21 protein-coding genes, 4 tRNA genes and 2 pseudogenes are annotated in these 25,068 nt (G+C 45.6%); 25 read left to right on the top strand and 2 right to left on the bottom strand.

The annotated features are described in order from the left end of the window. Positions 1-26 precede the first annotated feature (26 nt). The 15 genes from BR63_RS07000 (at position 27) to BR63_RS06930 (ending at position 10,633) form a co-directional block, all read left to right on the top strand. Entirely contained in the window at positions 27-467 is a 441-nt protein-coding gene (locus tag BR63_RS07000) for an NUDIX hydrolase (protein ID WP_034422338.1), read from the top strand. A 132-nt stretch (positions 468-599) separates the two neighbouring features. Beyond that, on the top strand, positions 600-896 hold the full coding sequence (locus BR63_RS06995; protein ID WP_034422340.1) for a hypothetical protein: 297 nt from the start codon (positions 600-602) through the stop codon (positions 894-896). Positions 897-963: 67 nt separating this feature from the next. Further along, positions 964-2,211, top strand: coding sequence for a sigma-54 interaction domain-containing protein (locus BR63_RS06990; RefSeq protein WP_034422342.1), 1,248 nt, complete (start codon positions 964-966; stop codon positions 2,209-2,211). A gap of 194 nt (positions 2,212-2,405) precedes the next feature. After that, positions 2,406-3,521, top strand: a complete 1,116-nt coding sequence (gene ald, locus BR63_RS06985; RefSeq protein WP_034422344.1) for an alanine dehydrogenase — start codon at positions 2,406-2,408, stop codon at positions 3,519-3,521. 131 nt (positions 3,522-3,652) lie between these two features. Further along, positions 3,653-4,753: a DUF362 domain-containing protein gene (locus BR63_RS06980; RefSeq protein ID WP_034422347.1), complete on the top strand. Its 1,101-nt coding sequence runs from the start codon at positions 3,653-3,655 to the stop codon at positions 4,751-4,753. Positions 4,754-4,894: 141 nt separating this feature from the next. Then, entirely contained in the window at positions 4,895-5,353 is a 459-nt protein-coding gene (locus BR63_RS06975; RefSeq protein ID WP_034422349.1) for a pyruvoyl-dependent arginine decarboxylase, read from the top strand. 10 nt (positions 5,354-5,363) lie between these two features. Then, complete coding sequence (speE, locus tag BR63_RS06970; protein ID WP_034422351.1) at positions 5,364-6,197, top strand: polyamine aminopropyltransferase; 834 nt, start codon at positions 5,364-5,366, stop codon at positions 6,195-6,197. Positions 6,198-6,229: 32 nt separating this feature from the next. Further along, the gene (gene speB / locus BR63_RS06965) at positions 6,230-7,078 is read left to right on the top strand and encodes an agmatinase (protein ID WP_034422367.1); all 849 of its coding nucleotides are present in this window, start codon (positions 6,230-6,232) and stop codon (positions 7,076-7,078) included. Between the two features lie 180 nt (positions 7,079-7,258). Then, a tRNA-Phe gene (locus tag BR63_RS06960) sits at positions 7,259-7,334 on the top strand. 15 nt (positions 7,335-7,349) lie between these two features. After that, positions 7,350-7,424: transfer RNA gene (locus BR63_RS06955), tRNA-Gly, on the top strand. Between the two features lie 144 nt (positions 7,425-7,568). Continuing rightward, complete coding sequence (locus tag BR63_RS06950; protein WP_207724771.1) at positions 7,569-8,498, top strand: inositol monophosphatase family protein; 930 nt, start codon at positions 7,569-7,571, stop codon at positions 8,496-8,498. 71 nt (positions 8,499-8,569) lie between these two features. Next, positions 8,570-8,645 (top strand) — tRNA-Cys (locus BR63_RS06945). Between the two features lie 125 nt (positions 8,646-8,770). Then, a tRNA-Leu gene (locus BR63_RS06940) sits at positions 8,771-8,859 on the top strand. Between the two features lie 312 nt (positions 8,860-9,171). Beyond that, positions 9,172-10,431, top strand: a complete 1,260-nt coding sequence (locus tag BR63_RS06935) for an IS91 family transposase (RefSeq protein ID WP_187142658.1) — start codon at positions 9,172-9,174, stop codon at positions 10,429-10,431. After that, complete coding sequence (locus BR63_RS06930) at positions 10,379-10,633, top strand: hypothetical protein (protein ID WP_243269976.1); 255 nt, start codon at positions 10,379-10,381, stop codon at positions 10,631-10,633. The genes BR63_RS06935 and BR63_RS06930 overlap by 53 nt, the downstream gene beginning before the upstream one ends. Positions 10,634-10,732: 99 nt before the next feature. Here the strand turns inward: BR63_RS06930 and BR63_RS06925 are convergent, their stop codons facing one another. After that, the gene (locus BR63_RS06925; protein WP_187142851.1) at positions 10,733-11,041 is read right to left on the bottom strand and encodes a hypothetical protein; all 309 of its coding nucleotides are present in this window, start codon (positions 11,039-11,041) and stop codon (positions 10,733-10,735) included. 417 nt (positions 11,042-11,458) lie between these two features. On the opposite strand from BR63_RS06925, the pseudogene BR63_RS06920 reads away from it, so the two are divergent. The 4 genes and pseudogenes from BR63_RS06920 (at position 11,459) to BR63_RS06905 (ending at position 18,207) form a co-directional block, all read left to right on the top strand. After that, positions 11,459-12,696, top strand: a pseudogene (locus BR63_RS06920) (IS110 family RNA-guided transposase). Between the two features lie 226 nt (positions 12,697-12,922). Further along, positions 12,923-16,015 (top strand): DEAD/DEAH box helicase, encoded by a 3,093-nt coding sequence (locus BR63_RS06915; RefSeq protein WP_034426067.1) that lies wholly within the window; start codon positions 12,923-12,925, stop codon positions 16,013-16,015. Between the two features lie 3 nt (positions 16,016-16,018). Then, positions 16,019-16,912 carry an SWIM zinc finger family protein gene (locus tag BR63_RS06910; protein WP_034426071.1) on the top strand — a complete coding sequence of 298 codons (894 nt, stop codon included), beginning with the start codon at positions 16,019-16,021 and terminating at the stop codon, positions 16,910-16,912. A 223-nt stretch (positions 16,913-17,135) separates the two neighbouring features. Further along, positions 17,136-18,207 (top strand): annotated as a pseudogene (locus BR63_RS06905) (IS3 family transposase). Between the two features lie 259 nt (positions 18,208-18,466). Here BR63_RS06905 and BR63_RS06900 read toward each other — a convergent pair. Next, positions 18,467-19,048 (bottom strand): nitroreductase family protein, encoded by a 582-nt coding sequence (locus BR63_RS06900; protein WP_034425800.1) that lies wholly within the window; start codon positions 19,046-19,048, stop codon positions 18,467-18,469. Positions 19,049-19,495: 447 nt separating this feature from the next. Between BR63_RS06900 and BR63_RS06895 the strand changes: the two genes are divergently transcribed. The 6 genes from BR63_RS06895 to BR63_RS06870 all read left to right on the top strand — a co-directional run bounded on the left by BR63_RS06895 (position 19,496) and on the right by BR63_RS06870 (position 24,971). Next, on the top strand, positions 19,496-20,263 hold the full coding sequence (locus tag BR63_RS06895; protein ID WP_034425805.1) for a creatininase family protein: 768 nt from the start codon (positions 19,496-19,498) through the stop codon (positions 20,261-20,263). Positions 20,264-20,343: 80 nt separating this feature from the next. Beyond that, on the top strand, positions 20,344-21,507 hold the full coding sequence (locus BR63_RS06890; protein ID WP_034425799.1) for an ABC transporter substrate-binding protein: 1,164 nt from the start codon (positions 20,344-20,346) through the stop codon (positions 21,505-21,507). An 86-nt stretch (positions 21,508-21,593) separates the two neighbouring features. Next, positions 21,594-22,463: a branched-chain amino acid ABC transporter permease gene (locus tag BR63_RS06885; protein ID WP_051966277.1), complete on the top strand. Its 870-nt coding sequence runs from the start codon at positions 21,594-21,596 to the stop codon at positions 22,461-22,463. Between the two features lie 21 nt (positions 22,464-22,484). Continuing rightward, the gene (locus tag BR63_RS06880) at positions 22,485-23,468 is read left to right on the top strand and encodes a branched-chain amino acid ABC transporter permease (protein WP_051966276.1); all 984 of its coding nucleotides are present in this window, start codon (positions 22,485-22,487) and stop codon (positions 23,466-23,468) included. Positions 23,469-23,488: 20 nt separating this feature from the next. After that, complete coding sequence (locus BR63_RS06875; protein ID WP_034425794.1) at positions 23,489-24,280, top strand: ABC transporter ATP-binding protein; 792 nt, start codon at positions 23,489-23,491, stop codon at positions 24,278-24,280. Beyond that, positions 24,267-24,971, top strand: coding sequence for an ABC transporter ATP-binding protein (locus BR63_RS06870; protein WP_034425791.1), 705 nt, complete (start codon positions 24,267-24,269; stop codon positions 24,969-24,971). The genes BR63_RS06875 and BR63_RS06870 overlap by 14 nt, the downstream gene beginning before the upstream one ends. Positions 24,972-25,068 lie beyond the last annotated feature (97 nt).

Genomic DNA, 25,068 nt, shown 5'->3' with positions numbered 1-25,068 from the left:
CAAATTAAAAGTAGGAGGGATCTACCATGTTGACGAGAGTTTGTGCTGGCGGTGTAGTGTTTTTTGAGGATCAGGTATTCATCCTGAAAAATGACAAGGGTGAATGGGTACTGCCGAAAGGAGTTATCCGCTTTAACCAGCTACCTCAGGAAGTAGCTATTGACCGTGTCAGGGAAGAAGGAGGAGTTACCGCACAGATTGTTTCCCCGGCAGGAGAAACAAGCTACGAATTCTATTCTTACTCTCGGAAGCAACCAGTATGCAACAGAATTGACTGGTTTATTATGGAAGCAGGGAGCGATTCCTACTCCGTGAACCGGGAGGAAGGCTTTTCTGATGGTGGGTTCTTCCCTATCGAAGAGGCTTTAGAGAAAATTACTTACAGTCAAGACAGGTCACTTGTTCGTTTGGCTTACCGGAAATATAACTATTACCGGAGCGAAGAATTAGTGGCCACGGTGGGCTAAAGCCGACAACAACTTCATCAGTGTCTGGTAAGGTTTTCACTTCAAAGACTGAAGGGAAAACCTTATTTTTTTGGTATAAACCCGGCGGCGTAAACATAGAATGCTTTAACCCTATTAAGGAGCGTGACGAAAATGGAAGGCATTAAGTGTCCCATGTGTAAAGCGATCAGCCTGGAGCCGGGAATAAGTGACGGGGATATGGTCAGATGCACCTACTGCCAGGCCAAGTTTACCGTGACCAAATTCCGCAGGTATAACCTGGTTCCCCAGGATGTGGATAAAATCTCTTCCGGCCAGGAACAGAAACACCTTTTGGAAAGATTTGTAAGGAAGTTAGACAATGAAAAATTAATGTTGCTCCTGGAACTTTTGTCCAAAGAGATTATGCACCGGATGAAAAGCCAGGAACCTGCAGAGAAAAGTATGTAAAAGTGTTAAGAAATAAAGGAATTTACCGGGCGGTGTAGAATTTTCACCCTAGGAGGAGGGGGGGATCATGGATACACTCAAGTTAAAGATACCTTATGAAGACCGCCTGGGCCTGGTCCTGGATGTTTCCAAGGTTCTCTTTAACCATGGCTTGAATATAGTGGCTCTCCAGTTAGTATCCAATGTCATGTTTCTGGAAATTGAAAACCACCTGCCGGAAACCTGGCCTCTCTTAAAAGAAGAATTGGAAGGTGTGTATTCCGTTCTCTCTGTGGAACGGATTAATGATATGCCCTACCAGTCCAGGGAAAAACAGATTGAGGCCATCATCAACTCCATCAGTCCCTCAGCCAACCCTTCCCAGGGCTTTGGGGAGATTGTAGGTGTAAGCCACGCTATTAAAAAGGCCATCGCCCTGGCGGAGCACGTGGCCAATACGGATACTACCATCATGCTGCGGGGGGAAAGCGGCACGGGTAAAGAACTGTTTGCCCGGGCCATTCATATGCACAGCCGGCGCCGGGATAAAGTATTTGTACCCATCAACTGCGGCGCCTTGCCGGAAAGTCTCCTGGAAAGCGAACTGTTCGGCTATGTGGAAGGAGCCTTTACCGGGGCCAAAAAAGGTGGCCGGGTTGGCCTTTTCCAGTTCGCCAGCGGCGGAACCATCTTCCTGGATGAGATCAGCGACCTGCCTATGCCCCTGCAGGTAAAACTTTTGCGGGTACTCCAGGAGGGAAAAGTACGGCCTTTGGGGGCAAATGAAGAGATACCTGTGAATTGCCGGGTAATTACGGCTACCAATCGTAATATTGAAGAAATGGTGCAAAAAGGTACTTTCCGGGAAGACCTTTACTACCGCCTGAATGTCATTCCCATTCAAATACCGCCTTTACGCCAGCGCAAGGAAGACATCGTCCTCCTGGCAGAAAACTATTTGACCAAACACAAAAAACGCTGCGGAGTGGAAAAATACCTGACGGCCCCGGCAGTGGAAAAACTCGTCAACTACAGCTGGTACGGCAATGTCCGGGAATTGGAAAATGTTTTGGAGAGAGCCCTGCATCTTTCCGCAGGTCAGGAGATTACCACACAGCATATAATCTTTGATGGGGAAGGGGAGGTAGCGGTCGCTGTCGAGAGTACTCCCGAACGTATTTATTTAAAACGGGCAGCAGCTCAGGCGGAAAAAGAAGTCATCCTGTCGGCTCTGAAAACGTACGGCAGTGTGCGCAAGGCAGCCAAAGCTTTGGGAGTATCCCATACCACCATATCCAATAAAATTAAAAAGCTGGGTATTGAGACTGGCAAATAAAATTGACGGCGGCAACATATCGTGCCGCCGTCAATTTTATTTTAACTGGACATGTGACAATAAAAGTTGCCACACTCCCGGGGAACAACAATGTAAAGGCGCCAAATCAATGTTGAAACAAGGAATATTTTTCCTGCTTTTGGGCATGATTTTTGCATGAAAGTATGACAACGATATTAGAAGGAGGTTTAACTATGATTATTGGTGTACCTAAGGAAATTAAGAATAATGAGAATCGTGTAGGAATTACTCCTGCCGGGGTCAAAGCCCTGGTAAATGCAGGCCATACCGTACTGGTGGAACAATCAGCCGGTTTAGGCAGCGGGATTGCCGACACGGATTACATCCAGGCAGGAGCACAAATCGTGGGGTCTGCCCTGGCAGTATTTGCCCAGGCAGATATGATCATCAAGGTAAAAGAACCTCTACCCGCGGAATATGACTTATTTAAGGATGGACAAATTCTCTATACTTATTTGCATCTGGCCCCGGAACCGGAATTAACCAAAGTCCTTATGGAGAAAAACGTAGTCTCCATTGCCTATGAGACTGTCCAGTTACCCAATGGTTCTCTGCCCCTTTTAACCCCTATGAGTGAGGTAGCCGGGAGAATGTCCGTCCAAATCGGTGCTCACTACTTGGAAAAGCCCCAGGGCGGACGGGGTGTGCTCTTAGGTGGCGTTCCCGGGGTGGAACCGGCGGAAGTCGTCATTATCGGCGGCGGTATTGTGGGAACCAACGCTGCCAAGATGGCCGTGGGGATGGGTGCCCAGGTGACGATTATTGAAAGAAATCCTGACCGTTTGAGATACCTGGATGACCTCTTTATGGGCCGCGTCAAGACCATGATGTCCAATGCCTATAATATTGAAAAAGAAGTGGCCAAGGCCGACCTCCTGGTTGGCGCCGTCCTCATTCCCGGCGCCCGGGCTCCTCGCCTGGTAACGGAAGAAATGGTCAAGCAGATGAAACCGGGTTCTGTCATTGTAGACGTAGCCATTGACCAGGGAGGTTCCATCGAAACTATCGACCGTGTTACCACCCACAGCGATCCCATTTATGTGAAACACGGCGTTGTTCACTATTCTGTAGCCAACATGCCCGGAGCTGTAGCCCGTACTTCCACCTTCGCCCTCACCAATGTTACCATTCCTTATGCTGTGGAGATTGCCAACAAGGGCTGGAAACAGGCTGTCCTGGACAATCCTGTCCTGGCCAAAGGTGTTAACGTGGTAAACGGCAAGATTACTTACCAGGCTGTAGCTGAGGCCCACAACCTGCCTTACACTCCGCTGGAAAAAGCTATCTAAGGCAATACCCATTAATTGAAGAGTAGAGGGGTGCGCGAAGGGCGTACCCTTTTTCTTTTGCTTCATTTTAAGACAGAGGCAGGATAACCGTGCTTTACCGCGAAAAGATAAGAATTGAAGGAGGAATGAAAATGCCAAGCAAAGTATATTTCACCGATATGCGGGCCAAGCATGGTTTGAATCTTTTGGACAAACTGGGCAAGCTCTATGATGCTGCCGGGTTCCAGGAGTTTATCAAACCCAAAGAGTTGGTGGCTTTAAAAGTTCATTTCGGAGAACGGGGAAATACTTCTTATATCAGGCCCCAGTTTCTTCGCAAGATTGTCGACAAGGTAAAAACGGCAGGGGGTAAACCCTTTTTGACCGATGCCAATACTCTCTACGTGGGGAGCCGGGCCAATGCTGTAGACCATCTCATCACGGCCATCGAAAACGGCTTTCCCTATTCGGTAGTGAATGCTCCCTTAGTCATTGCCGATGGTTTAAACGGCAAGGATTACAGGACAGTGGAAGTAAACCTGAAACACTTTAAAGAAGTGAAGATTGGCAGTGCCATCTTCCATGCCGACAGCTTTATCGCTGTCAGCCATTTTAAAGGCCACGAGGCTACAGGTTTCGGCGGTACTTTGAAGAATGTGGGCATGGGTTCGGGCAGCCGGAGCGGCAAACAACAGATGCACTCCGATTTATTACCGAGAATTAAGGATGGCAAATGCCTGGCCTGCGGGCGGTGTATCAAATGGTGTCCTGGCGAGGCAATTTCCGTAGCGGAACAGGCCATTATTGAATACGAGAAATGTATGGGCTGCGGGGAATGTACTGTAACCTGTCCCCACGGCGCTATCGGCATTAACTGGAAGACCCAGCAGGATGTGATCCAGGAGAAGATTGTGGAATATGCCTATGGCGTTCTTAAAGATAAGAAGGATAAGGCAGGGTTTATTACCTTTGTCATGGGTGTGACCCCGGATTGTGACTGTGTAAGTTATAGCGATGCTCCCATTATTGGGGATGTGGGCATCTTGGCTTCCCGTGATCCCGTGGCTTTGGACCAGGCCTGTATAGACCTGGTGAACCAGCAGGCGGGTCTTAAAAACAGCCGGCTGGGTGAAGAGAACCAGGCCGAGGATAAATTCGGAACTCTTTATCCCGATGTGGACTGGGGGGTACAGCTGGCCTACGGTGAAGAAATCGGACTGGGAACCCGGGATTATGAACTGGTGAAAATTTAATGTCTGAAAGCCCTTGCTTTAGGGCTTTTTTTCATATATTATAGCGAGGGTAACAGAGAGGGTAAAATCTGGTTTATTTTCAACTTGATTCTGGTATAATAACACTGTTAATTTTTATCCGAAAATAAAGGGGGTAAAAACATGTTGCCAACACCTAAAATGTACAAGGTTGTGGCGGGCAGCAGTGAGGGGAGAAGTTCCCTGACAGCTTTTGATGGAGCGCTGCTGAAAGCCGGTATTGGTAATATCAATCTCATTCGCGTGAGCAGCATTTTACCACCCGGGGCAGTGTATAAGCCTGATCTGGAAATACCCCCGGGATCCCTGGTACCGACGGCTTACGGATCTATTGTTTGTAAGGAGCCGGGTAAAGTGATTGCCGCGGCAGTTGGTGTAGGTGTCTCCGAAAATAACTTCGGTGTCATCATGGAGTACTCGGGTTATAGTACCAAGCAGGAAGCGGAAGAGACCATTAGGAAAATGGTGGAGGAAGCCTTTGCACTGCGTGGTATGAAACTGGTTGATGTAAAGATAGCGGCTGTGGAGCACACCGTGGAAAAAATCGGCTGTGCTTTGGCGGCTGTACCATTATGGTATTAGGAGGAGAAAAATGAAGAGTGATTTGTGGATTACCGAAAAACAAACAGAAGACTTAGCTATTTCCTTTAGAGTGAAGAAGACTCTTCATGAGGAGCAAACGGATTTTCAGCATTTGGCTCTGGTGGATACATATGAATTTGGCCGTATGCTCTTTTTGGACAACTGTGTCATGACCTCTATTAAAGACGAATTTGTTTATCACGAAATGATCAGCCTGGTGGCTCTAAATACCCACCCCAACCCGGAGCACGTCCTGGTTATTGGCGGCGGAGACGGGGGAGCCATCAGGGAGATAGTGAAACACCCCAAAGTCAAAACAGCTACCTTAGTAGAGATTGATGGCCGTGTCATCGAAACTTCCAAGGAGTATTTGCCGGAAATAGCCGCAGCTTTTGATAATCCGAAAGTCACCGTTTTGGTCGATGATGGGATTAAACATATTCAGGAGAATAAGAACAAGTATGATGTTATTCTGGTGGACTCCACAGACCCCGTAGGGCCGGCTGTAGGGCTCTTTGCTTCCGACTTTTACAAAAATGTCTACGATGCCCTGAGAGAAGACGGTATCATGGTGGCCCAAAGTGAATCCCCTTTTATGCACCAGGATCTTATTAAAGGAATACATAATGATCTGAAGCACATTTTCCCGCTGGTTAAATTATATCTGGCGGCCATTCCTACTTATCCCACAGGACTCTGGAGCTTTACCCTGGCTTCGAAAAAACATGATCCGCAAAAGGTTAATCCCGAGGACATCGCTGATACCAACACCCGTTACTATAACAAGAACATCCATTTCGCTGCCTTTGTACTGCCTAATTTTGCCGCAGAGATTTTCAAGTAGGATAAGGGAGGGTATTAGCTTTGCACGAGTATATGTACCGTCCCACGGGCTTCATGGGGACAAGGGAGACTTATGAAGAAGCTCAAGCTGTCCTGGTAGGACTGCCCATGGACTTCACCGTAAGCCTGCGCCCTGGCACCAGGATGGGTCCCCAGCAAATCCGGAACGTTTCCTTTGGCATTGAAGACTACAGCGTTTATTTGGATAGAAGCCTTAATGACATCAGCTTTTATGATGCAGGTGACGTGGCTCTGCCTTTCGGCAACGTTGCGGGCAGCCTGCAGCGCATGGAGGAAGTGGCTGCAAAAATTTTTGCCGATAAAAAATTTCCCCTCTTTTTGGGCGGGGAACACCTGGTGACTTATCCTCTTGTTAAAGCCTGTCATAAGTTTTACCCCGATTTGGTGGTCATTCATTTTGATGCTCATGCAGATTTAAGAGAAGACTACGAGGGTGAGGAACAGTCCCATGCCACTGTGATTAATAAAGTGGCCAAACTTTTAGGACCCAAAAGGGTTTACCAGTTTGGTATACGTTCCGGCATCAAAGAAGAGTTTGAATTTGCTAAAGAACATACTCACATGTATGTGGATGAAATTTTCCCCGCCCTGGGGAAAGTAGTAGGTGAATTACAGGGCAACCCCATTTTTATCACTCTGGATATTGATGTGGTAGATCCTGCCTTTGCCCCGGGTACAGGAACCCCAGAGCCTGGCGGCTGTACGGCACGGGAACTCCTGGCCGCTATTCACACTATGAAAACATTGAATGTGGTAGGTATGGACATCGTAGAGGTTTCTCCCATGAATGACGAGTCTGAAAGAACCGCTTTCCTGGCTGCCAAACTGGTACGGGAAGCACTTCTAGCTTATGTAAAATAAGGTACAGAAAAAAACAGAATAACATATATTAACGGGGAGAATGGGCTTGACTTGAGCCCGTCTCCCTGCTATACTCAAATAGTCTCGTCTGGCAAATCCGGCAGTGCAAGAAGAAAAAAGAAGTTGACAGGACGCTAAAAGCAATGTTAAAATATCACTTGTCAACTGGTGAAAGCAACTGCCTCGGTAGCTCAGTCGGTAGAGCAGAGGACTGAAAATCCTCGTGTCGGTGGTTCGATTCCGCCCCGAGGCACCATTAAAAAACGAATGTGCGGAAGTGGCTCAGTGGTAGAGCATCGCCTTGCCAAGGCGAGGGTCGCGGGTTCGAATCCCGTCTTCCGCTCCAGAAGCATACAACCTGGCTTAAGCCGGGTTTTTTGTTGCTTAAATTTAAACTTGCCTGCACTGATTTTGCTGTATTGAGTGCATAGAGCACATCATCTATAATGAATAATGGCTGTCGATGGCGGACTGTATCATTAGGGATGGGATGGTGAAGAGGGTGGACAAGCACTTCTACTTCCGGTATGGTAGGGATCTCATAGAGAAAATTAACAGAGTAGTACGGGAAGAGATGAAATCTCCCCAATGTTCTTTATTTTTTAAACATGATTGTCTTAATGTATCGGGAGACGTCCCCACGGGTTTTGATGAGATCATAAACAGGACTGTTCTTAATTTTGTGCATGAAAGAAAAGAAGTTTTCCCCGTTATCCTGGTCAGTGAAGAGACGGGTGTGGACGTAATTGGTGATAATCCCAGGCATTTTATGCTGGTAGATCCTATTGACGGGTCTAATAATGTCCGGCCATGGTTGACACCCTCCCCGGTTTTATCTGTATCCATTGCCTTTGGTAAATTGGCTGACCTGGAGATTACCGGCAACCACCGGGCCCTGGAATTCACCATGCAAAAAGAAATCTTTGCTGACAAGTGGTATTATTCCTCCGATGACTGCTCTTATTATCAAAGTGAAGGGGAGGAACTGAAGCTCAGGACATCACCTCTCACCAAACTGTATAAAAAGGCTGTGATTGGGATTGATCTTGATGTACAAAGTTCAACGCCCATCAACCAGTTAAATCTCTTGACCAGTGAACTGGTCTTACGGCGGGCCGGTTCTTCTATCCTGGATCTTTGCCAGGTGGCCAGCGGCCAGTATGACGCCTATGTCAGCCTGGGTAGACGCTTGAAGGTGACAGATGTCTGCCAGCCTTTTCACCTGGTCCAGTGTGCCGGTGGAGATTTTCAGATGAAAGTTTATTTAAACGGACAAACGAATACCGGCTTGCATGATACTTTCCTGTATGATATAATCAAAACCCGTGAGGTTAGTTTGCTCAACAAACTCAAGTTTAATGTCATTGCCGCGGGCACACCGGAACTTGGCAGAGAACTTGCTCGACTCACAGGATTTTAGGAAAAATATTTAACTTGACGATTGCTGAGATTTTTGATAAGATATCTTCTGTACCGATTGAAACATGGTGTGGTGCGGTGGCGAAGAGGCTAACGCTGCGGACTGCAAATCCGCCATCCGTCGGTTCAAATCCGACCCGCACCTCCAATATTAATATATTACGATTATCCGACTACCGAATTCCGACTTCCGAGGAAAGTTAATAGTTTTCGGATATCGGAAAGCGGATATCGGTTATCGAATACAAGTAAAACAAACAATATATACCACATGCCCGGGTGGCGGAATAGGCAGACGCACAGGACTTAAAATCCTGCGGGACTTACCTCCCGTGCCGGTTCAAGTCCGGCTCCGGGCACCACTTAGAAAAGATAAAGACACCGAAAGAGGTGTCTTTTTTGTAGTTTGGGAAATTATATAAATTTCCTAAACAGGGGTGTTAGGGGACGTAGTCCCTTAAGCTTAGATAAGGAGGGTAACAGCGGAGCGTCATAGGGAACGTATGGGTTCCCTTTGAAAGAACAAAAGCACAACAATTAATTTAGTGCACGTACGTGCTTTTGTTCACGTATAGGAAAGTATAAAAATTTTTGTGGTTCTCAGCCCTTGCTAAGCAAGGGTTTTTTCATTTTTTAACGAAAGCAGGAAGTAGTTGTTAGAAAGGTGAGAACATATGGGCCAGGATAATATCTTAAGAGAGATATTTTTTGATGAGAACAAGCATTGGGAAAAGTTTGTTAATAAATACGAAGACAGAATACGTCCTGTTGTGATAAAGGAAATCAATAAATTTAATCGATGTGGACAAAAAGAAGCAGGATTTACTCTGTTCGCATGTCCGGTATGTGGAGAAATGAAAATAGTTCCTCACACGTGTAAGGGACGTTTTTGTACATCGTGCGCAACCGGATACACCCAAGAATGGAGTCGAGAAACCAGTAAAAGAATGTATCCGGTTCCTCATCGCCACATCATGTTTACAGTGGACGAACGTTTGTGGGAAATATTTACCCGTCATAGAGAACTCTTGAAAGATCTAATGGACCTGGCAGTAAAAATACTATTAGAATGGCTGAAGAAAAGAGGAAAAGTCAAATCCGGCGCCATGGTAGGAATACATACCTTTGGAGCAAGAATGAACTTCAATCCCCATGTACATATCCTAGTAACTGAAGGTGGTTTTGACGGAGCGGGGAAATGGGTTGTTAAAGACTTTATCCCATATGTAATGCTGAGGAAAAGGTGGCAGGCGGCAGTAATGGAGATGTTGAAGAAAAAACTGCCGGAACAAGAAGTTAAACGATATAAGAAGTTGTTTCAAAAGATATGGGATGATAACCCTGAAGGATTTGTAATCTATGGTCCGCCCAATAAAAAAGGACAAGGGTCAGTAGAAGCCCAAGTAGGATATATAGGGCGGTACATGAGAAGACCTGCCATGGCGTTAAGCAGAATTGTAGACTATGACGGGGAAAATGTAACCTTTAAATACTTTGATAAAACAGAGCAAAAAGAAAAACAAGAAACCATCACCGTAGAAGAATTCATATCACGGATAATAAGGCATATACCGGATGAGCAATTTAAAACAATCCGGTATTATGGAATTTACTCCAGAAGGAGTAAAAGATTGGCTGACAAATTAATGGAAGCATACCTGGGAAGGCAGAAAAGAAGGAAAAACGGCCAAAGAGGAAAGCAACGGATAGGCTGGAGAAATAAAATAGAAGAATTCACAGGAAAAGACCCGTTAGAATGTATGAGATGTAAAGAGATAATGGAATACAAGGGGAAAGTGTGTCTAAAATCAGGGATATTGAAAGTTGTTGATGCCGTAGATGACTTTGCTAAAAAAAGACTAAAGGAGTTGGCAGGAATAGATGAGCCCAGTAAGCAGAAAAAGAAAGAAACACGCAAAGAAAAAGCCGCCTAAAGTAGGCGGCAAGGCAACCATCAAATTTGTTTGTTTGCAGTGTAACATAGAAGAAGACATTCCGAAGGAAGTGGTGGATTACTGCGATATGATGGATGACGGAGATATTTCAGTTCCACCAAGGTTTAGTTGTGAGGTTTGTGGCGGTGAGATGCGCCCAAAAGAATACTTAGGTGTGCATGGTATTAAATATGAGTTATAGGAACCAAAGAGCGCGCGACCTTGGTCGCGCTTTTTTTATGTTGTGTGTCCTATTTTTAAATACTGCTTGTCCAGTAACTGGTTACTCATTTTACCCCGGTTACTTTATTCTCCGAATATGCGCTGTCTCCATTTGCAGTACATCTACTTTAGCTTCGATACGGCCCAGGGTAGAGAGTATTTTTTCGTTTACATCGGTCTGGACTTCACGGGCATCGAAGAGGGCTTTTATTTTATCTACGGTTTCGTTTTCAAACTTGGAAATACTTTCTTCGACTTTATCGAATCGTTTACCAGTTTCTGTTTTAAATTCAGTCATTTCTGTTTTAAATTCAGTCATTTCTTTTCTAAATTCGGAGAATTCTCTGTACATCTTTTCCATGAGGTTATAAATTCTTTCGTTCTCCATCAGTTTCACCTTCTTTGAGCATTATATTGTTAAATTGTCCCTACGAAACATTTCCATCGCTTCATGACTAATACTATATGAAGCATTAAAATTTTTCAACAAGGAGCGTAAAACCTAGTCATTAAAAGCCCAAGATGGGTTTACCTAAAAACCACCCATGCCTAGAAGGCACAACCAATTATGAAAATATGTAGAAGTGATTACAATGGTCTAATTTTCTGCTACATTGGAATTATCAGGGACAAAGGTTGATTGTATTTTGATGGTATAACCTCGACTAAAAACCTAACCTGATTGCCTTTGAGCACGGCCAATTGTCGCCCCTTGTTTTTAAGGACTTGGGAACAGCACGGGTACTAAACTCCATATTTTCTCGGGCAATCATCCCTGAAATCCATTGGAGCAGGAGTGAGTCGTATGCAAGACATTCTGGAAATTTGTTGTGGTCTTGATGTCCACAAGGAAACTGTTGTCGCCTGCTTATTAAAAGGCAATGTTGACGGGGAACCAGTTAAAACCATCCGCACTTTTTCCACCCTTCTTGCTGGACTTGATGAACTAAAAGCCTGGCTGGAAGAGGAAAACTGCCGGAATGTGGCTATGGAAAGTACTGGTGTTTATTGGCAGCCTGTATATAACGTACTGGAAGAAGCCTTTGACGGCAGTATGGTTTTGATTGTTACCAACGCCCGGCACATGAAGAATGTTCCTGGCAAAAAGACCGACATGAAGGACGCTGAATGGATAGCCACTCTCTTGCGTGCCGGATTGTTAGAAGGAAGTTTTATCCCCTCGAAACCTATCCGGGAACTCCGTAATCTGACCCGGTACCGTAAAAGCATCGTCGAGGAAATTACTTCCCAGAAAAATCGGATTGAAAAGCACTTACAAAGCTGCGGCTTTAAGCTGTCAACATTTCTTACCGATATATTCGGCGTATCAGGCCGAGCAATTATAGATCACCTTTGCTGCTACGGGAAGATATCTGCCCGCGAAGTAGAAACATTTGTAAAGGGGCGCGCTAAGAGCAAGCTCCATGAGATCAAACAGGCTGTCAATGGTAAAATGGATGTTCACCAAAGGGAGTTCCTCAAGCTTTTGCTAGGGTGGCTGGATCAGCACTACGAGCATCTTCACCAGGTAGAGCAAAAGCTTGAGGAAAAACTCAAGCAATATCAAAGACAACTGGAGCAACTGGACGGCATCCCGGGGATTGACAAAACCGCCGCTGCTGCAATCTTGGCGGAAATCGGCATTGATATGAGCCGATTCAAAACCGCGGAACATATCTGTTCCTGGGCGGGCTTAAGTCCTGGTAATAATGAAAGTGCAGGAAAAAAAAGTCCACCCGTACCACCCATGGCAACACCTATCTAAAACGAATCCTTTGCGAAATTGCCTGGTGCATCACCCGAATACGCGATAGCTATTTATCGTCTTGGTACTGGAAGATAAAACAACGCCGCGGGGCCAAGAAAGCTCTCATTGCATTAGCCAGAAAGCTCCTCGTGATCATTTACAACTTATTGAAGAAAGATGTTGACTACGACGAGACATCCTTTGAAAAAGCTAAACAAAAACAGGAAAAATTCCGTGTAAAAAGAATTATTGCCGAAGCTAAAAAACTCGGTCTGGAGGTGAGAGAAGTCCAGTAAGCTGTCTAACAGTTATATCCTCCAGAAGGATTAATCCGTCAGATGCATGAACTTGCATCTGCTAGTTCGTTATTGTCTTTTTTGCCTTACAAGCATATTGATTATTTGATAGGGTTATTTTCGTACTAACATGTGGTTAATTCAGTTTACTTTTCCCTAAATTATTGTTTTAATATTAATAATGTTAGAGATTCATAATTCTCAAAAAAACAAGGAGCATTAATTAATGATTGTTTTACATTTAGCCATGTATGATGGAAGTTGGTTTCTCTGGGGAGAAATATTACATAATGATGAAAGCAACAGTGCTAAAAGGGGCCGGCCAAAAACTAAAATTACTAAACCGGAGATATTGCCTGGTGATATAGGGCCTGTTCCTTTAAAAGAGGCTCTTCTTTCTGTTGGAATAGAGACAGGTTCAAAAAAGAGCAGGAATCTCACAGCCTGGCTGCCTTCCAGTGCCAGTGGCCCCATAGGCTCAAGGCATATAAATACAGGGAACTTTGCAATTAAAGAAGAACCAGTGCTGCGTCCCTGGAGGGTAACGGTATTGCCCCTGTCACCAAAAGAGGTAATATACTTTTTATCTGCCTGTATTGGAAAAGAGTTTCTTGATTTAGGTGTGATGTTGGGTTCTGATGTAATTTTTTGGACCAAGGTCATACAGTTTGCCGCAGTCCTTACCGTACGGGAGAGGTTTTTACCCGGCGTGAGGGAAGAAAAAGGTATATATTATGCCCATTGGGAGCCATTCCTGGCGGATGACGAGTTAAAGAGCTTAAAGCAATTGGCCCAGGCCATGCCGGCCGTTTGTCAGGCCTTGCATGAAGATAGTGAAGCGCCACCGGTCGCCGGATCTTTTGCTTTGTTATCCCAGGCCACGTCTCTTATGGTGGATGCTATTGTGAGGGAAGGGGCTAATCAAAAATATCCTGAAGCAAGCAAGGGAGGGGGTAAGGCCCCGGACTTTGACAGTATTCATGATCAATGGCTCTATGCCCTGCAGTCGCCCACCGGGGAAATGAAAGACAGTCCGGAGGTTTTAGCCCGGTTCATTACTACTGTGGCTGAATGGAAGAAAAAGGCCTTTTTCTTAGCCACTGCCCCTTTCCGGTTTTGCTTTCGTTTAGAAGAACCCAAGGAGGACAAAGACGAATGGGTTGTTTCATATTTACTGCAGTCCGTGGATGACCCCAGTTTTTTAATTCCCGTGAAAGAAGCCTGGCAGGCGGATAAAAAAATGACCAAATTGTTTAAAGGCAAAAAGATTTCTCTTCACGAGTTTATTTTGACTGCTCTGGGACAGGGGGCGGCAATTTGCCCCCGTATTGAGGAAAGCTTGAAGACTGCCCTGCCCACGGGATATACCCTTGATACTGCAGGAGCTTATGAATTTCTAAGAGAAAGGGCTCCTGTTTTGCAGCAGGCCGGTTTTACCGTAATCTTGCCGGCCTGGTGGTCCCGTAAAGGTGAGCGTAGCCGACTGAGGGCTTACGCACGGGTTGAAACGCCCAAATATCCGGGCGGTGGCCATCTTTCATTGGATAGTATTGTTTCGTTTTCCTGGGAAGTAGCCCTGGGTGAGGAAACCCTTTCCCACAAAGAATTGGAGAATCTGGTAAAAATGAAAGTCCCCTTGGTTAAGATGCGGGGCCAATGGGTAGAAGTAAATGCTCAGGAGATACAGACACTCCTTAACCAGTGGCATAAAAAGGAGGGTTCAGTAAGAACTCGCGATATCGTTCGAATGGCGCTGGGAGCAGGGGATACTTTAGGAAATATTCCTTTTGAAGGGGTTAGGGCCAGCGGATGGATAGCTGATTTACTTGAGCAACTTCAGGGGGCAGCACCCTGGGCAGAGCTGCCGGCTCCCCAGGGCCTTCAAGGTCACTTGCGTCCTTACCAGAGTAAAGGTTATTCCTGGCTGGGTTTTATGACAAGGCTGGGCCTGGGCACCTGTCTGGCTGATGATATGGGTTTGGGAAAAAGCATTCAGACCCTGGCCCTCATTCAACACGTACGGGAACAAGGAGAAAAACGCCCGGTGCTGATTATTTGCCCTACATCAGTTTTGGGAAACTGGCAAAAAGAAGTCCAACGTTTTACCCCTGATTTGTCTTTTATGGTTCATCACGGGAACGAACGGGAAAAGGAGAAATCGTCTTTTATACAAGAAGTCAGGGAACGGTCCATAGTTATCTCCAGTTATTCGTTATTACACAGAGATTTCGAACTGTTTAGAGAGATAACCTGGGCAGGGGTTGTCCTGGATGAAGCTCAGAATATCAAAAATTCCCAAACCAAGCAAGCCCAGGCGGTTCGGTCTCTGCAATCCGATTGGAAGGTGGCCCTGACAGGGACCCCGGTGGAAAATAACGTGGGCGACCTCTGGTCCCTTATGGAATTTATAAATCCCGGTTTTTTAGGAAATCAGGCCAAGTTTAAGCGGGATTTTTACATTCCCATTCAAGTTAACCGGAATGAAGCTGTGGCTGAGAAATTAAAACGTATTACCGGCCCCTTCATTTTGCGGCGGTTGAAGAGTGACAAGGCGATTATTAATGACCTCCCGGAAAAAATGGAAATCAAGACCTATTGTACCTTGACCAAAGAACAAGCTTCCCTTTATGCAGCCGTGGTCAGAGAAGTGGAACTCGCTTTGGCAGAAAGTGAAGGGATGGAGCGTAAGGGGCTTATTTTAGCGACCCTGGCTAAATTGAAGCAAGTATGTAATCATCCGGCTCAGTTTTTGAAGGATCGTTCCTCTATTGCCGGTCGCTCGGGAAAACTTGCTCGTTTAACAGAAATGTGTGAAGAGATTCTTGCTGTGGGCGATAGGGCCTTAATCTTTACGCAGTTTGCTGAAATGGGTGAAATCCTCAGAAAATATCTTACGGAAACCTTTGGCCCCAGGGTGCTTTTCCTTCACGGCGGTGTGCCGAAGAAGGAGAGGGACCGGATGGTAGATCTTTTTCAAAGGGAAGAAGGCCCACCCTTGTTTATTCTTTCTTTGAAGGCGGGGGGGACTGGACTTAACTTAACCAAAGCCAATCATGTCATCCATTTTGACCGCTGGTGGAACCCGGCTGTGGAAAACCAGGCCACCGACCGGGCTTTTCGCATCGGGCAGACAAAAAATGTCCAGGTCTATAAGTTTATCTGTGCTGGGACATTGGAAGAGAGAATTGATGAAATGATTGAACGGAAAAAAGAAGTAGCAGGTCAGGTGGTTAAAACCGGCGAGGAATGGCTGACGGAACTTAGCACAGCCGAGCTTAAAGAAATCATGGCCCTTGGCCGTGAAGCGATAGGAGAATAAGGTATGGGATGGGATTTTTATGACTATACACCTTCTGTACCCCGTAAGGCTAAAGGAGGAATTAAAGCTGAAGGAAAGAAGGGCTCTTTTGGTAAGAACTGGTGGGCTAAACAATGGAATGGGGTATTGGAAAGCTTTAACCTGGGGGCCAGGCTTAACCGGGGAAAGAGCTATGCCCGTCAGGGGCAGGTTTTATCTGTGGAGATTAAGAAGGGGATAGTGAATGCCAGGGTCCAGGGCTCACGGGTTAAACCTTATACAGTAAAACTCAAGGTAAAGACTCTTTCTACAGGCGAATGGGACAGGGTTATTACCGGCTTAGCTGCCCATGCCCTTTTTACCACTAAACTTTTAACCGGAGAAATGCCCCACGAGATCGAGACAGTATTTAAGCAGGCCGGGGTTTCCCTTTTTCCTGCTAAACAAAATGACTTGGAAACCGATTGCTCTTGTCCGGATTGGTCCAATCCTTGTAAACATATTGCCGCTGTGTATTATATTTTGGGAAAAGAATTTGACCGGGACCCTTTTCTGATTTTTAAGCTCCGGGGCATAGAACGGGAAGAATTATTGGATAGATTAGGGAAAATGGGAACTGTTTCCGGAAAACCCTCAGAGGAATCAGTACCATCAGGTATTAAAGATTTAAATGAAGAACCTTGGGGAGTTCTCACCACGGATCTTAGCGCCTTCTGGGAAGGAGAAAAAATAAAGGATGATATCTTCGGGGAAATTGCTTTTCCCAGCCAAAGGCTTGCTCTTTTGCGAAAGCTTGGGAATTTGCCCTTTTGGCGGGGTAAAGAATCTATGCTGGCGGCATTGGAACCCGTATATACCAAAGGAGCGGAGCTAGGTTTGGAACTGGTTACCGGGACTGCTATTGAGCAAAAGAAGTAGATTAGCGGGCAAGATAAAACCCAGTTACTCAACCATGAGAAAAGCATATCTATTCATTGTTTCATGATAATCTTTGAGAACTTGGATAGGGTAACCCACGCTTCTGACGGTGGTATAAACGTCAATGGCCAGTGCATCTGCACCTGAGGTGGACTGTACTCGGTTTGCTGGACACGCAGAAAGGTTGTTATAATAGAACCTAAAGAAAGGGCGTGTTAAGCAAATGACTGAAAAAAACAAATTTAGCGCTGATTACAAAAAAGAAATCGTTAAGCTTATTACAGACCTTGGTAAGAAACCTGTTAAAGTAGCAGAAGATATTGGCGTCAGTGCTACAACAATCCGGCGTTGGGTACAACAATGCAACGCTCACGGCGACCAGGCCTTTCCCGGCAAAGGAAATCTCAAGAGTGATGATGCTGAACGAAAGGCTTTAGAAAGAAAGATCAAGGATCTTGAGGAGGAAAATGCACAGGAGCGCTTACTATGACTGGCTCAGCCGACCTATAACCATGCGGAGACAGGAAGACCAAGAACTGACAGAAATCATTAAACAGATATTCGAAGAATCCAGACAGACCTATGGTCATCGAAGAATAAAGAAAGTGCTTAAAAGAAAAGGGATAAAATGTAGTAACCGGCGTATAGCACGGCTGATAAAAGAAAACGGGTTAATCAGCCGCCTGAAAAGAAAATACAAGGCTACTACCAACTCAAACCATGGCTACCCCGTAGCCCCTAACCTTTTAGAGAAAGACTTTAAAGCTGAGAGGCCTAACCAGAAATGGGTCGGCGATATTACATATATTCCGACAGACGAAGGCTGGCTATATTTAGCAGCCGTAGAAGACCTCTTTCACAAAAAGGTTATCGGCTGGACCCTGGACAGTCGTATGACAAAACAGCTAACCATTGATGCTATTGAACAGGCGATTATTAAGGAAAAACCTAACAAAGGACTTATCTTTCACTCCGACAGGGGATCCCAATATGCAGCCTATGCCTATCAGGATAAGCTTGTTTCCAATGGCATACGGCAAAGCATGAGCGCCAAAGGTGATTGTTATGACAACGCTTGTATGGAGTCCTTCTTCGCCACACTAAAAAAAGAACTTATCCATGGCCGTCGTTTCCGAACACGGGATGAGGCTAAGCTAATGATCATAGACTATATCGAGACATTCTACAATGCAAAACAACTGCACAGTGCCTTGGGATATATGTCTCCTGTAGAGTTTGAAAGGCATTACAGAAAATCTCTGGCAAGCCTAGCTTACACAAAGAAAAACTATTAAAGGCTTGGATAGGCTCCTGTCGGCCCTATGAATGGTAATATATGGGTATGACCCAGGTTATATTCAGAATATTATGCTTATTACCCTGGCAAAGCAAAAGTGAAAATACAAAGAATCCCCTTTTTATGAAATAATGAGTATTTCTAAGAAAAGAGGAGAAAAGCGCCGTTCTGCGTGTCCAGTTTAGTTAAATCACTCCATCAAAGAAAGACCCCGTCAAACCAGGCTAGTTAGGTTTGACGGGGTCTTTGTAATTCCTCTAAAAACTTTCCTGAATTACTACTCTATCTAATGGGAAACGACCGGTCGGAGCTGTTTGCTCTGCAGCATAACCGAGGGTGATCATCATTACTGGAATATATTGTTCAGGAATTCGTAGTTCCTTCCGAAGCGATTCCTGGTCGAAGGCTGTCATGGGGCAGGAATCAATACCATTGGCTTTAGCGGCAAGCATTAACTGCATGGCAGCAAGAGCAGGATTAAGAAGGGCTCCCTTTTTCCGGGAATCTTCATTGTTTATGTAACCCCCTTGAATCTGTTTAACTAAATTAGCATCGCTGTAAAGTTCTTCTGCATTTTTGTAGGCTTCAGTGTCGCCTAGCACAATTACAAGAGCGGAACAGTCTGCTACATGTTGTTGATTGTACGCAATCGGGAGGAGGCGTTGCTTCCTTTCCTGCTCCTGAATGACAATAAACTTCCAATGTTGAAGATTCCAGCCAGAAGGCGCCGTAGTAGCCAAATCTAAGATTTCATTCAAAGTTTCCTGGGAGATTTTTTCATCCTTTTTATAATTCCTGATACTCCTGCGTTCTCTCATTACATCTTTGATATTGCTCATAATCTTCACCTCTTTAACTAATTTTGCTATTTCCTCCCAGTATCAAGTTTATAACATTATGTGTCTCAGGACAACCTTACTACCAGACTGAGGGTTTGTAGTAAATTTACAAATTTTACATAGTTATTTTATATACCAGCAATCTACAGGACTTATATTTACGAATCAGATAAGATAGAACAACTGCAAGTGAGATATGAGACAACAGGGGAGCAAAGCTCTCCTTATTAAAACCCCCCCCCCGTTGGGATTACTATTCCCATATCTGAGCTGTTATAGTACAAAAATACAAAAGATTCGGTATGTTGTATTTAATGTATATGTCATATAAACAAATGCTTGCTACCAATAGATGGAGGTAGTAAAATAATAACAATATAATATTTAGACAATACGCTATTGACTGACTACATTTTATTTAGTCATTGTGGGAGAGGAGAAATGGAAGTGAACGTCTGGTTACAGGAGAATAGTTGGGATGAAGTTGAAGTACTAAAAGAAAAGTCCGGCGGGGTGATTGTCATTCCTGTGGGCAGCACTGAACAGCACGGTAGCCACCTTCCTCTGGGGACGGATACCATGGTGGCCATGATGCTCGCAGAAGATGCTGCTAAAAAAACAGGTATTCCGGTTGCACCACCCCTCTGGTTTGGCTGGAGCCCCCATCATATGGTTTTGCCTGGCACTATTACATTAAGACCTGAGGTCTTGATTGAAGTTTTATATGATGTTATTGAATCCTTATCTAAACACGGGTTCCAGAAGTTCGTGGTGATTAACGGGCATAGAATAGTGAATATTCCCTGGATGCAAATCTCGGCGGAACGTGCCCAACGGGTATTAGGTGTTAAAGTAGTTCTCTTTGATCCCGCTTATATGTCCAAAGAGATTGTACCTCAATTGGGTTACGGTCCGGTAGGACATTCAGAAGAAATAGAAACTTCCCACATGTTATATAAACACCCCCATCTGGTTCACCTGGAAAAAGCCCAGGATAACCCGGTGCAGAAGCATGAATTGTATTCCGTTGACCCTGCTTATCCTGGTGATACTTTGTGTTATGTCCCCAGTACCATAAAGGACATGCATAAATCTGTGGATGCAGCAGGGGGTACTACCGGTATACCCAGTAAAAGTTCCAAAGAAAAAGGCCAAATCTACCACGACCATGTTGTGGACAACCTGGTTAAGGTGATTGAAAGATTAAAAATTTAGGAGGTGCTCTGTTAGAACATAAGTCTTGTCTCGTTCCAGTAGTGATAAAAATTGAGAGTAGGAAAAGGGAGGAGTTACTGATGTTTCGCTATCATAAGAAAATCGCTGTGATCTTAATGCTGGCCCTCTTACTGGGCAGTATGCTGGGGACCGTAGGCTGTGGTCAGAAATCAGTTCAAAAAGTTTTGAAAATCGGTGTAGTAGGCCCTGAATCCGGTGGCGGTGCCCAGTTGGGACAGGGACAGCGTAAGGCTATACAGATGGCAGTAGATGAGATTAATGCCAACAAGGGTGCCGGCGAATGGAAACTGGAGGTTTTCTTTGAAGATGACGAGGGAAACCCCACCAAGTCAGCCAGTGCCACCAACAAGTTGCTCCAACAGTCCCAGGCTAATGTGATTATCGGGGCTATTCACAGTTCCGCTACTCTTGCTGATATGGTTGTCACTTCCCGGGCTGGTATTCCCCAAATTACTGCAGGGTCAACGGGTGCATCAATAACCGAGCAAAATAACAAGTGGATCTTCCGTACCGCTGTAAACGACGAGTTCCAGGCTAATGCCCTGGTCAAATACGCTAAAGAAGTCCTGGGAATCAAAAAAATGGCTACCTTCACAGCAGCTGACGACTATGGTCAGAGTGGGGCCAAACTCCTGGCCGCTGCTGCGCAAAAATACGGTGTGGAACTGGTGGCCACTCCTACCTATAACAACGGCGATAAGGACTTTAAACCGCAACTTTTGACCATTAAAGAAAAGGGCGCCCAAGGCATCTTCATGTGGGGACTTTATACGGAAGCCGCTCTCATCGCCAAACAAGCCCAGCAGTTAGACGTCAAAGCTCAGCTCTTCGGAGCATCCGGTATGGCTGCCTTAAAACTCATTGAACTGGGTGGCGATGCTGTGCAGGGACTGATTTTAACCCAGACCTTCCTGCCTGATTCCAATGACGAAAAGGTTAAGGAGTTCGTGCAAAAGTACAAGAGCAAATACAATGAGAATCCCATTCCTCATGCTGCCCAGGCTTACGATACTGTGTACATTATTGCGGACGCTGTAAAAAGGGCCAATAGTAACAAACCTGATGCTTTAAGAGATGCTATTGCTAAAACAGCCGGATTAAAACTCGTCACAGGTGAGCCAAAGTTTAATGATAAAGGTGATGACATCGGTAAGCGCCTTTTAATCACCACCATTAAGGGTGATAAATTCGAGCTGGTTAAAGCTGTTATGACGAATGAATAAACAGAGGAAAGCCGCCGGTTTCTTTCCGGATCTGAAAGGAACCGGCCTTCTTTTATTAAACATTTCAGTTAAAGGGAAGTGGGATCTTGCAATACTTTTTAAATGGTTTGCCTATCGGAGCAATTTATGCCCTTGTGGCTTTGAGCTATAGTTTAATCTATGCTGCCTCAGGGGTACTGAACTGGTCCCAGGGCGATATGGTGATGCTGGGGGCCTATTTGGGTTTCACTCTGTTTCAGCTTTTAAACCTTGGTTTTACCCCGGCCCTGTTTATTTCTATGGCTTTTGTGGCCTGCGTAGGGGTCCTGGTCCAGTATTTTATCCTGCGTCCTTTGAGAGAAAGAAAAGCACCCCCTATTAACGTGGTGATCGCTACCCTGGGGGTAGCTATTATTACGAGAAATATAGCTCTTGTCATTTGGGGACCGGATGCCCAGATTTTTTCCTCCCCTGTGAGTGCCAAACCTATTACCCTGGGTGCGTTAAGTATTACTCCTCAGGACATCTTGATCGTAACAGTGGGTATTGGTCTGATGCTGGTGCTCCAGTATTTCCTGAAGAAGACCAAAGAAGGGAAGGCCCTTAGAGCCGTAGCTCAGGACCGCTACGGAGCCATTCTTATGGGTATTGATACCCAGCGCTCCGACGGTGTAGCCTTTGCCGCCAGTGCTGTCTTAGGGGCTGCTGCCGGCATCCTGGTAGCACCTATCTTCTTTGTTACCTTTAACATGGGTGCGGGCATCGGCTTAAAGGGTTTTGTAGCCGCGGTCATCGGAGGACTGGGCTATATACCCGGTGCCATTGCAGGGGGATTCTTTTTGGGAATTGTGGAGGCCATAGCGGGAGGAAAAATCAGCTCCGGTTACCGTGATGCCATAACTTTTGCTTTACTGATTCTTGTTCTGTGGTTAAAACCATCGGGTCTGTTTTTACGTAAAACCCGGCAAAAAGTTTAAAGGTCTGGTGGTGCTGTTTTTATGAAAGGTATAACGAAATGGAGAACTTATGGAATCCTGGGAGTTTTATTACTGCTCTTGTTCCTGGTACCACAGGTAGTTTCTAATATATATTATCTGCACATCATTAACCTGGGCGGTATTTACACCCTCATTACCATCGGCCTCAACCTGCTCTCGGGCTATACCGGACAGGTATCCATGGGACAGGCCGGGTATTTTGCCGTTGGTACTTATGTTTCTTCTCTTTTGATGATGAACCTGAAATTCCCCTTTTGGGCGGCTTTGCTGGTGGCTGTAGTGGCTGCCGCTATCTGCGGTCTGATTATCGGAATTCCTGCCATGAAGCTTTCCGGGCCTTATCTGGTCCTGGCTACGGTGGGTTTTGGAGAGATCGTCAGGCTGGTGCTCCTGAACTGGACACCGGTTACCAAGGGTGCCGCAGGTCTCACAGGGATACCTTTGCCGGAATTTATGGGTATGCGGATTTCCTCAGAAAAGGACTTCTTTTACCTTATCTTTATAGTCCTGCTCCTGGGGACCTATGTAGCCCAGCGTTTAGCTAAATCAAAAATCGGCAGGACTTTTACGGCTATCAGGGAAGATGAATTGGCCGCGGAAGCCATGGGTGTACCAGTTAACCTCTATAAGATTTCTGCTTTTGTCATTAGCGCTGTGTATGCGGGAGTGGCAGGGGCCCTTTTTGGTTCTTTTGCCGGGGTGGCCAGTCCTGACAATTTTACCTTTGATGAATCGGTGGCCTTTTTATCTATGTCTGTCATAGGTGGTAACCGTTCTATTGTAGGGGCTGTCATCGGGGCCTTTGTCCTGACTTTTCTTTCCGAGGCCTTACGTGTTTTTCAGGCCCTGCGTCTGGTCATCTACGGCGGTATTCTGATCTTTACAGTTATCTACATGCCCAAAGGACTGTACGGACTGGTTGAACAGGGCCAAAATTGGTTTAGCCGGCAGTTCCTGGCAGGGAAAAAGGATTATTCCAGCTAAATGACAATGGAGTGATAAGAATGACGGAAGTTACCAATATCCTCGAAGTAAGGGGTGTCAGTAAAAGATTTGGCGGTCTGCAGGCCCTGGATGATATAACCATTGGGGTCAAACCTCAAACGGTCCATGGCATTATCGGGCCCAACGGGGCTGGTAAGACAACTCTTTTTAATGTTATCACGGGACTCATTCAACCGGACCAGGGGGGGCTTTACCTGGAAGGAAGGAGAATAGATTCCCTTAAACCCTACCAGCTTGTACCCCGGGGTGTGGCCCGGACCTTCCAGAATATCCGGTTGTTCAAAGAGATGTCCGTAATTGAAAATGTACTGATCGGGCAGCACGTTCATACTCCTACGCCCATCTTTTCCATCATGATTAACGGGAAAAAATCGCGCTACTGGGAAGAGGTAGCCCTCCAGGAAGCTATGGACGCCTTACGTTTTGTGGGCCTGGAGACAAAGGCTGATGAACAGGTGAAAAATCTCTCCTACGGCCAGCAGCGCCTGGTGGAGTTTGCCAGAGCCCTGGCCGCTAAGCCTAAGTTAATTCTCCTGGACGAGCCTGCTGCCGGTATGAATCCCACGGAGAAAGCCAATCTGCTGCGCTTGGTTTCACTGCTGCAGGAAAAAGGGTATACTATCGTACTGATTGAACATGATATGAAATTGGTTATGAACATCTGTGAAACCATTTCCGTACTGGATCACGGCAAGAAAATAGCGGAAGGAAGACCTGAACATATTCGCAAGCATCCCGATGTCATAAGTGCTTATCTGGGAAAGGGTGATCTCGTCCATGCTGGTAGTTGAAGGGATTAAAGCAAGCTATGGTCATACGGAGGTTCTTCACGGAGTTTCTTTTACGGCAGAGGAAGGTAAGATAACCACCTTAATTGGCGCCAACGGTGCAGGTAAGACTACAACCTTAAATTGCATAGCTGGAGTAATTAAACCTCAAGAAGGCAGGATTCTGTGGAAAGGCCAGGATATCACCACACTGAAACCCAGCCAAATTGTGAGAATGGGGATTTCACTGATTCCTGAAGGAAGGCACGTTTTCCCGCAAATGACGGTAGCCGAAAATTTGGAGATGGGGGCTTATACCAGGAAGGATAAAGAGGGAGTTAGACGTGATTTGGAATGGGTGCTGGAACTTTTTCCGGTTCTCAAGACCAGGTATAAACAGTTGGCCGGTACCATGTCCGGAGGAGAACAGCAAATGCTTGCTGTAGGCAGGTCCTTAATGGCGAATCCGGAACTGATGTTAATGGATGAACCTTCTATGGGGTTAGCACCTATTATTGTCCAGGAAGTTTTTAAAGTTATCCATCAGATTAAGGAAATGGGGAAGACCATCCTGCTGGTGGAGCAGAATGCCACCATGGCTTTAAACCATGCCCATCACGCCTATGTGATTGAGTTAGGTAAAATAGTATTATCAGGTAGTGGAAGAGAACTGCTGCAGAATCCTGAAGTTGAAAAAGCTTATCTCGGCTTGTAGTAATCACCCCAAATAGCTCAGTACAATAATTAGGCGACTGAGAACCCAAAAAATCAGGGTTTTTCAGTCGCCTAATTTTTTCACTGGCCCTAAATGG

Source organism: Thermanaerosceptrum fracticalcis, from assembly GCF_000746025.2.
Classification (GTDB): Bacteria; Bacillota; Peptococcia; order DRI-13; family DRI-13; genus Thermanaerosceptrum; species Thermanaerosceptrum fracticalcis.
Note: the sequence above shows the minus strand (reverse complement) of the source record. Positions and strands in the feature narration are given on the sequence as shown.

Coding starts and splice junctions, on each gene's coding strand:
- BR63_RS07000 (WP_034422338.1), top strand. CDS start 27: ATGTTGACGAGAGTTTGTGCTGGCGGTGTAGTGTTTTTTGAGGATCAG.
- BR63_RS06995 (WP_034422340.1), top strand. CDS start 600: ATGGAAGGCATTAAGTGTCCCATGTGTAAAGCGATCAGCCTGGAGCCG.
- BR63_RS06990 (WP_034422342.1), top strand. CDS start 964: ATGGATACACTCAAGTTAAAGATACCTTATGAAGACCGCCTGGGCCTG.
- ald (WP_034422344.1), top strand. CDS start 2,406: ATGATTATTGGTGTACCTAAGGAAATTAAGAATAATGAGAATCGTGTA.
- BR63_RS06980 (WP_034422347.1), top strand. CDS start 3,653: ATGCCAAGCAAAGTATATTTCACCGATATGCGGGCCAAGCATGGTTTG.
- BR63_RS06975 (WP_034422349.1), top strand. CDS start 4,895: ATGTTGCCAACACCTAAAATGTACAAGGTTGTGGCGGGCAGCAGTGAG.
- speE (WP_034422351.1), top strand. CDS start 5,364: ATGAAGAGTGATTTGTGGATTACCGAAAAACAAACAGAAGACTTAGCT.
- speB (WP_034422367.1), top strand. CDS start 6,230: ATGTACCGTCCCACGGGCTTCATGGGGACAAGGGAGACTTATGAAGAA.
- BR63_RS06950 (WP_207724771.1), top strand. CDS start 7,569: ATGGTGAAGAGGGTGGACAAGCACTTCTACTTCCGGTATGGTAGGGAT.
- BR63_RS06935 (WP_187142658.1), top strand. CDS start 9,172: ATGGGCCAGGATAATATCTTAAGAGAGATATTTTTTGATGAGAACAAG.
- BR63_RS06930 (WP_243269976.1), top strand. CDS start 10,379: ATGAGCCCAGTAAGCAGAAAAAGAAAGAAACACGCAAAGAAAAAGCCG.
- BR63_RS06925 (WP_187142851.1), bottom strand. CDS start 11,041: ATGGAGAACGAAAGAATTTATAACCTCATGGAAAAGATGTACAGAGAA.
- BR63_RS06915 (WP_034426067.1), top strand. CDS start 12,923: ATGATTGTTTTACATTTAGCCATGTATGATGGAAGTTGGTTTCTCTGG.
- BR63_RS06910 (WP_034426071.1), top strand. CDS start 16,019: ATGGGATGGGATTTTTATGACTATACACCTTCTGTACCCCGTAAGGCT.
- BR63_RS06900 (WP_034425800.1), bottom strand. CDS start 19,048: ATGAGCAATATCAAAGATGTAATGAGAGAACGCAGGAGTATCAGGAAT.
- BR63_RS06890 (WP_034425799.1), top strand. CDS start 20,344: ATGTTTCGCTATCATAAGAAAATCGCTGTGATCTTAATGCTGGCCCTC.
- BR63_RS06880 (WP_051966276.1), top strand. CDS start 22,485: ATGAAAGGTATAACGAAATGGAGAACTTATGGAATCCTGGGAGTTTTA.
- BR63_RS06875 (WP_034425794.1), top strand. CDS start 23,489: ATGACGGAAGTTACCAATATCCTCGAAGTAAGGGGTGTCAGTAAAAGA.
- BR63_RS06870 (WP_034425791.1), top strand. CDS start 24,267: ATGCTGGTAGTTGAAGGGATTAAAGCAAGCTATGGTCATACGGAGGTT.